Here is a 7,052-nt window from a genome sequence, read left to right on the forward strand (position 1 = left end):
GACAGCAATACGACACACTCAGCGGTGTCAGAAGGCGAGATTACAATTCGAGATAAGGGTAATCAGAAACAAGATATCAACGAGTTAAGCCGTGATACAGATAATGCCCATGAGAAGCTCAATACGATTTTTGACAAAGAAAAAGAGCAAAAACGGATAGAAAAAACACAGTTAGTGGGCGAATTAGGTAAGCAGATTACTGATATTGCGGTGACGAATGAGACGATTAAAGCTACGAAGGATGTAGATAGAGAGCACCCTGAGTTGAGTGGCAAGGAAAGAGAAGATGCTATTCAAGCTCAAGTTAACAAATCTGAATGGGGTGTCGGAGGGGATAATCGCCGTATAGTCGAGTCAGGCACCGCTTTGATTCAAGGGCTTATCAGTGGAGATGTGAATAAAGCGGTGGCGAATGCGAGTGCGCCGTACATTGCGAATGAAATCGCCAAAAATATTCCAGAGAAGAACAAAGAAGGACGCATCATTGCCCACGGTATTGCGAATGTTGCATTAGCGTTGGCAAAAGGCGAAAATGCAGGGGCACAATCGCTCGGAGCAATGACAGCGGAAGCGGTTGGAATGTTATCTGAGAAACTGTATAACAAACCAGCTAGCCAACTGACGGAAGACGAAAAAGCGACGGTGAGTGCGTTTGCGAGTCTGGCAGCCGGTATTGCAGGCGGTTTAGTGGGTGGAGATACCTCGAGTGCAGGGAATGCAGCCCAAGCAGGGAAGACGACGGTTGAGAATAACTATCTGAGCTCTCAAAATGTTGTTGATATGATGAGAGAACTTGAAGAAGCAGATAGAACAGGCGCTGATAAAAAAGGGATTTATGCTAAATACGGTAGAATCAGTGAGGACAACAGAAATAAAACCATTGCTGAAGTTAAAGATGGAGATTCGTTTGATGCTATCGGTGCGTGGTCTGATTTAAATGGCGGTATTGATGTTGCTGATGGCCTGAAATGGACTGCCCTTGTTGATGATTTGAGTAGTGAAGACCGTGCTCAACTTGTTAATTTTGTGAAAGCGGAAAATGCCCAAAGTGCTCAAGCGATTTATGACTCACTATCTGTCACAGCTAAAGGTGCATTAATAGCTAAAGAAGCAGGGGAAAATATTGGAATTGGTGGCGCTGTACCGGGTGCTGGAATTTCTGTTGTTGGGATTAAGGGCGGGGGCAGTAAAGGTGGTAAACAAAAAGACTCAGAAAGTAGTTCTCAGTCTCCACAAAATACAGGTAATAATCATCAACGACCCCCTCGAAATACGACTAACCTTGCGGGTGGCCCATTAGAGAATGCTCAACAAGTAAGTGGAAGGTTCCAAATTGAGAATGGACCTAAAAACGGTACTGTATATCGAGCTGATAACCAAGGAAATATTACAAGCTATGCGACTTATGATTCTAACGGTATGATTTTGAAACGGGTTGATGTCACTGGTGCTGCACACGGAGGTGTTTCGACTCCTCATGTTATAGAGTATGGGCGTAATGTATTACCTAATGGGCGAGTAAGGGTTCAGTCTCCATCAACTAAAGCGTTACCCCGACCAGTTCGTGAGGATGAAATTCCATGAAAAAAATTATATTAATTGAAGAGCCACATGATTTAACTCGTTATGAACTATGGAAAAATAACTGGGGCTCTCCAAACGATATGACGATTAATGACTATATTAGTGATTGTTGTCATCCAGAAGATGTACTTTGTAGTGTGAAATTATTGATACCTGAGTTCGTTGATATAGATGGTTGCATATTATTAAGTGATAGGTATGAAGAAAGTAACTTTAATGAGTGGAAAAAACAATTTGGAACGAATCGTTCTGCAATAGAAAAAATGTTAAATCATGTACACTTATATGACCTATTCACAGGCAATTTAGATAATACATCTGACTCAATTTTCTTGCAGTTATGCCAAGTTATGAAGTGTTCTTGGGAAATGTCCCTTAAAAAAGCATTTCCAACAAAAGAATTTTTAGTAGATTTTCATAATTTAGAATCTGATTATGGGCCATCTCTAACTTTTTATCAAAAAGATAGGTAGTGAGCTCTAATTTCTAAAACCTACTACCTTTGATATGTATCGATAGAGTCAATCCCCCTCAGCCAGCCAGATGATCAACTGTCCGGCTTGGCGAGTGAGGGTATAGTGGCTGCCTACCTCAAACCCCAACTCATTCAGCCACTTACCGCTTAAGGTGAGTTGCGGGCTGGGGTTGGGTTTACCGCGGTTCGGGGCGTAACCCACTGTATATTGTCTGGTTTTGACCACTTCTTCTTTAGCCGTCGGTGTTTTTACACTACAATCGCGCTTAGCCATGGTGACTACCTCGTATAGTTGCTGTGGTTAGCGGTTAATGCAGGCTGCAACCTATATTAGCCGCGCTAAAAATCTAGTTAATTACTTTTTGTTGTCCAGCGCTTCGCATCATGCTTATGTAAGATGCTGTTGATCACGGTCTCAATCGCTTCTCTCTCTTTCTCATCGAGTTGTGAAATCGCTTCAAACTGTCGCTTATTAATGCAGGCAAAGGCGGTTTTGATATCACCGTCGGTAATCATACGCAACTCGATGGGGCGGTGATTAGCAGCACTGCGGACGCTGAAAAGAACAAGTTGGATACGGGCACACTGGGCTTTGGGGATATCAAAAATAAAGCTGAGTACAAGGTGGATAGCCAAAGTGGCGGCTTTAGCACAGGGGGATCTCCATTTGCAGACCAGCTTGCGGATAATGCCGCAGGCTCCTTGCTGACTAATGTGAATAACAAAGGGAAAGACAGCAATACGACACACTCAGCGGTGTCAGAAGGTGAGATTACAATTCGAGATAAGGATAATCAGAAACAAGATATCAACGAGTTAAGCCGTGATACAGATAATGCCCATGAGAAGCTCAATACGATTTTTGACAAAGAAAAAGAGCAAAAACGGATAGAAAAAACGCAGTTAGTGGGCGAATTAGGTAAGCAGATTACTGATATTGCGGTGACGAATGAGACGATTAAAGCTACGAAGGATGTAGATAGAGAGCACCCTGAGCTGAGTAGCAAGGAAAGAGAAGATGCTATTCAAGCTCAAGTTAACAAATCTGAATGGGGTGTCGGAGGGGACAATCGCCGTATAGTCGAGTCAGGCACCGCTTTGATTCAAGGGCTTATCAGTGGAGATGTGAATAAAGCGGTAGCGAATGCGAGTGCGCCGTATATTGCGAACTACATCGGTCAACATATCGAAGATGATAAAGGGAAAATAGCCGCACACGGTATTGCGAATGTTGCATTAGCGCTGGCAAAAGGTGAAAATGCGGGGGCACAATCGCTCGGTGCAATGACAGCGGAAGCGGTTGGAATGTTATCTGAGAAACTGTATAACAAACCAGCTAGCCAGCTGACGGAAGATGAAAAAGCGACAGTCAGTGCATTTGCGAGTCTGGCAGCGGGTATTGCAGGCGGTTTAGTGGGTGGAGATACCTCGAGTGCAGGGAATGCAGCCCAAGCAGGGAAGACGACGGTTGAGAATAATGCATTGAGTGAGATAGTTGACCAGTTAGTTACTGGAAAATCCCAAGAAGAAAAATACGAAGATGCGAAGAAACAACTAAAACAACTAACTGATGAATTTAAACAGAAAAACTGTGCCGAGCTTAATGCAGATGCGTGCTCAGCTAAAATGGATGAGCATCGTGATGAGTTACTTAAAGGTGCAACTGACTTCGGTATTGATTTTGTACCAATTATTGGCGATATCAAAGGTTTTGCAGAAGCTGAAAGTGCAATAGATTATTTGGCCGCAACTGTCGCTTTGATACCTGTACTAGGAGATGGCGCAGGTAAATATATCAAACTTGCGGATAAAGCTTTAAAAGAAGGGGATATTGCTGAAGCTTCAAGGCTGATTAATAAGGCAAGTGATGAAATACAGGCAGTTAAGGCGCTGGATGTAGGTTCCTATAAAGAACTAAAGGCTCGCTCTAAGATCGGTGATAATTTAGAACATGACCATATTCCATTATTTGCAGCGTTGAAGAAAGCTAAAGAAAATGAACTTGGTAGACCTCTTACTAAGGAAGAATCAAATAAGCTATTTAATAATTCTACGGTTGTTGAAGTTCCTAAAGATGTGCATGCCGCTGGCCCTACATATAAAGGAAAAAATTCAGCGACTCAAGTAAATAAAGATGCAGCAGACCTTTGTGGCGCACAATGCCGTGATACTGAGGCGCTAAGAAAAAATATGTTAGATCGTGGTTATGATCCTGAATTAGTCGATGATGCAATTAAAAATATAATAGAACGAAATAGAGATAAAGGAGTTATTAAATGATGATTCAGTGGGCTGAATTTATCAGTGCTCTCGGTAAGCCAGAGAACTCGCAAGAGGTTAAGTGGCTTTGTTTATCTATAAATGAAGTTGCAGACGTATCATCCGATCCAACCGAATATAATGATCCTATTGGCAGGACAACATATTACAGCTTCAAACATTCAGGGATAGAAATAGGATTTCGACAAAACGTATTAAGCCATGTACATTTTTATTTAAACGATGATGAAGGTTACAAAATATACAAAGGTAAGTTGATATATGATATATGCGTAGGGTGGAATAAAGATAATACGCTGAAAGTATTAGGAAAGCCTTCTCTGCAAGGTGGCGGAAATATGGATATGCTTCTTGGCTACATTAATAGCTGGGTTAAGTATAAATTTGATTATTATGATTTGAATTTTCAATTCAAACAGGATGGTTCTTTATCTCGTTGTAGCTTGATATCTAAATAAAAGACCCCAGCCTCACACTGGGATCTCCTTAGTTGCCTCACTCCCCCTCAGCCAACCGGATAATCAACTGTCCGGCTTGGAGAGTGAAGGTGTAGTGACTGCCTACCTCAAACCCCAACTCATTCAACCACTTACCGCTCAAGGTGAGTTGCGGGCTGGGGTTGGGTTTACCTCGGTTGGGGGCGTAACCCACTGTATATTGTCTGGTTTTGAGTACTTCTTCTTTAGCCGTCGGTGTTTTACTTTACAACAAAGTTCTGTGAAAACATGCTCTACAAAAACCAAAACGCACGTCGGGGCAAGCAACTCCAAACGTGAAAATGCACTAGGGACATTAACTCATAACTCACTGAGTGTACTAGGAAAAAATGGTTTTATCCGGCTAAGTTGCAATGGAATGAGTTGTTGTTGAGAATAACCTTTTGAGTCCAGATGATAACGATAAAAGAGATAAAGCACTCGAAGATCAAAAAGCTGGAAAAAACCTTAAAGAAGCTTCTCAAAATATTATCTATTTAACAGATAAAGATAATTATACCGACAAATTACTCTATCAATATGGTCAAGGTACGCTAGATAAAGCAGGCGAAGCCGCATTAACTGAATACCTTAATGCGTATGCTACACAGTTGCAATTGAGGGGAATGAGTGAAGCGGATGCACTCAAGGCTGTAGAACAGATATTGAGGTATCCAAGTAGTGCAACACCTGATTTGTCTGCTGAATACAATAAAGCGTTAGGACAACTCAGCACTGAAGAAAGACATGCATGGCAAGCGATGATTGGTACTGATGCGTTATTAGCTGGGCCGGGACGAGCCAGCCAATTAATGCGGTTAGCGTTGATTTCAGGCGGTTCTTATCAGACTGGAACTGGTCTTGCTCAAATTGCAGATGGTAAAATCGCTGACGGTCTAATCAATGTTGGTCTTGGTGGGCTGGCTGTATCAGGCGGCTACTTAGGAAATAAAGTTACTACAGGTAAGCCGAGTGGTGGGATTGTCTCTCCTGAAAGTAATGTATGGTAAACAGGGACAATCGGCAATGTAATAACTAAATCTGATGGTTTATTGACAGGGCACGTTACAAAAGTCACTCCTCAAATGACAAAAGAAAATATTCGTTCACTTAATCGTGAAAATGAGAGTGCTCAAATATTATCTAAATCAGGTTTTCATGTAGAACAAAACCCGGCCGTTTTAGGAAATAAAGACCCAGACTATCGCATTAATGGGGAAATTTTTGATAACTATGCACCTAAGTCAAGTAGTGTGCGAAATATATGGTCTGAGGTAAAAGGAAAAATAGACAAAGGACAAACTAACAATGTAGTTATTAATATGTCCGATACTAAAGTTTCTGTTCCTGAGTTACAACAGCAGCTTACTAAATGGCCAATTATGGGGTTGGATAAAGTGATTATTATTGATAAATCTGGGAATGCTGTTAGAGTGAAATGAGGGAGATATGTCTATAGATTTAAGATGTTACACGACTTTATCGGTCGATGAGTTACAAAAAAAACTGGATGTATTTTTGACTAAATACCCAGAAATTTTCCCAAAGCACTATATTTTATATAGAGCAAGAGAATTAGGACCATTTGACAAAGAAATTTCAAATGAATACGGTTTAGATCCTGAGTCTTATTTCTATATTAGTGTATCGAATAAATTACTTGAAATATGTACAAATGAAATTGCTCACCTAGTTAAAGAAGAGTTAGGGAAAGATAGGGTTATAGTCCTTCATAATGGTGAAGATCTAATATGAGATATGATCCCAGTTCAATACTGGGATCTCTTTAGCGGCTTTACTTCCCCTCAGCCAACCGGATAATCAGCTGTCCGGCTTGGCGAGTAAGGGTGTAGTGACTGCCCACCTCAAACCCCGTCTCTTTCAGCCACTTACCGCTTAAAGTCAGTTGTGGGCTGGGGTTGGGTTTACCTCGGTTTGGGACGTAACCCACTGTATATTGTCTGGTTTTGACCACTTCTTCTTTAGCCGTCGGTATTTTTACACAACAATCGCGCTTAGCCATGGTGACTACCTCGTATAGTTGTTGTGGTTAGCGGTGTTGGCAGGTTGCACCCTGTATTAGCCGCGCTAAAAGCTAGTTAATTACTTTTTGTTGTCCAGCGCTTCGCATCATGCATATGTAAGATGCTGTTGATCACGGTCTCAATCGCTTCTCTCTCTTTCTCATCGAGTTGTGAAATCGCTTCAAACTGGCGCTTATTAATGCAGGCAAAGGC

10 protein-coding genes and 1 pseudogene are annotated in these 7,052 nt (G+C 41.6%); 7 read left to right on the plus strand and 4 right to left on the minus strand.

The window, feature by feature from the left end; translation table 11 throughout:
- Both PSF67_RS16900 and PSF67_RS16905 read left to right on the plus strand, forming a co-directional pair.
- Positions 1 to 1,584 (plus strand): VENN motif pre-toxin domain-containing protein (locus tag PSF67_RS16900; RefSeq protein WP_272677298.1); only part of this gene is annotated, 1,584 nt, incomplete at its 5' end.
- On the plus strand, positions 1,581 to 2,057 hold the full coding sequence (locus PSF67_RS16905; protein ID WP_195698256.1) for a hypothetical protein: 477 nt from the start codon (positions 1,581 to 1,583) through the stop codon (positions 2,055 to 2,057). The genes PSF67_RS16900 and PSF67_RS16905, both read left to right, overlap by 4 nt.
- A gap of 48 nt (positions 2,058 to 2,105) precedes the next feature.
- On the opposite strand, the gene PSF67_RS16910 is transcribed toward PSF67_RS16905, so the two are convergent.
- Positions 2,106 to 2,333: a SymE family type I addiction module toxin gene (locus tag PSF67_RS16910; protein WP_272677299.1), complete on the minus strand. Its 228-nt coding sequence runs from the start codon at positions 2,331 to 2,333 to the stop codon at positions 2,106 to 2,108.
- A 77-nt stretch (positions 2,334 to 2,410) separates the two neighbouring features.
- A pseudogene (locus PSF67_RS16915) lies at positions 2,411 to 2,530 on the minus strand (helix-turn-helix domain-containing protein); the annotation flags it as partial.
- Between the two features lie 63 nt (positions 2,531 to 2,593).
- Between PSF67_RS16915 and PSF67_RS16920 the strand changes: the two are divergent.
- A complete protein-coding gene (locus PSF67_RS16920; RefSeq protein ID WP_272677301.1) occupies positions 2,594 to 4,339 on the plus strand; it encodes a VENN motif pre-toxin domain-containing protein in 1,746 nt (581 codons plus the stop codon).
- A complete protein-coding gene (locus PSF67_RS16925; RefSeq protein ID WP_272677303.1) occupies positions 4,336 to 4,797 on the plus strand; it encodes a hypothetical protein in 462 nt (153 codons plus the stop codon). The genes PSF67_RS16920 and PSF67_RS16925 overlap by 4 nt, the downstream gene beginning before the upstream one ends.
- Before the next feature lie 37 nt (positions 4,798 to 4,834).
- Here the strand turns inward: PSF67_RS16925 and PSF67_RS16930 are convergent, their stop codons facing one another.
- The gene (locus PSF67_RS16930) at positions 4,835 to 4,990 is read right to left on the minus strand and encodes a SymE family type I addiction module toxin (RefSeq protein WP_206276570.1); all 156 of its coding nucleotides are present in this window, start codon (positions 4,988 to 4,990) and stop codon (positions 4,835 to 4,837) included.
- 229 nt (positions 4,991 to 5,219) lie between these two features.
- On the opposite strand from PSF67_RS16930, the gene PSF67_RS16935 reads away from it, so the two are divergent.
- The 3 genes from PSF67_RS16935 (at position 5,220) to PSF67_RS16945 (ending at position 6,570) form a co-directional block, all read left to right on the plus strand.
- Positions 5,220 to 5,825, plus strand: a complete 606-nt coding sequence (locus PSF67_RS16935) for a hypothetical protein (protein ID WP_272677304.1) — start codon at positions 5,220 to 5,222, stop codon at positions 5,823 to 5,825.
- Between the two features lie 75 nt (positions 5,826 to 5,900).
- Complete coding sequence (locus PSF67_RS16940; RefSeq protein WP_166268394.1) at positions 5,901 to 6,257, plus strand: hypothetical protein; 357 nt, start codon at positions 5,901 to 5,903, stop codon at positions 6,255 to 6,257.
- A gap of 7 nt (positions 6,258 to 6,264) precedes the next feature.
- Positions 6,265 to 6,570, plus strand: coding sequence for a hypothetical protein (locus tag PSF67_RS16945; RefSeq protein ID WP_166268390.1), 306 nt, complete (start codon positions 6,265 to 6,267; stop codon positions 6,568 to 6,570).
- Between the two features lie 40 nt (positions 6,571 to 6,610).
- Here PSF67_RS16945 and PSF67_RS16950 read toward each other — a convergent pair whose 3' ends face one another.
- Positions 6,611 to 6,838 (minus strand): SymE family type I addiction module toxin, encoded by a 228-nt coding sequence (locus PSF67_RS16950; RefSeq protein WP_272677305.1) that lies wholly within the window; start codon positions 6,836 to 6,838, stop codon positions 6,611 to 6,613.
- Positions 6,839 to 7,052 lie beyond the last annotated feature (214 nt).

Source organism: Providencia sp. PROV076 (assembly GCF_028483405.1).
Lineage (GTDB): Bacteria > Pseudomonadota > Gammaproteobacteria > Enterobacterales > Enterobacteriaceae > Providencia > Providencia huaxiensis.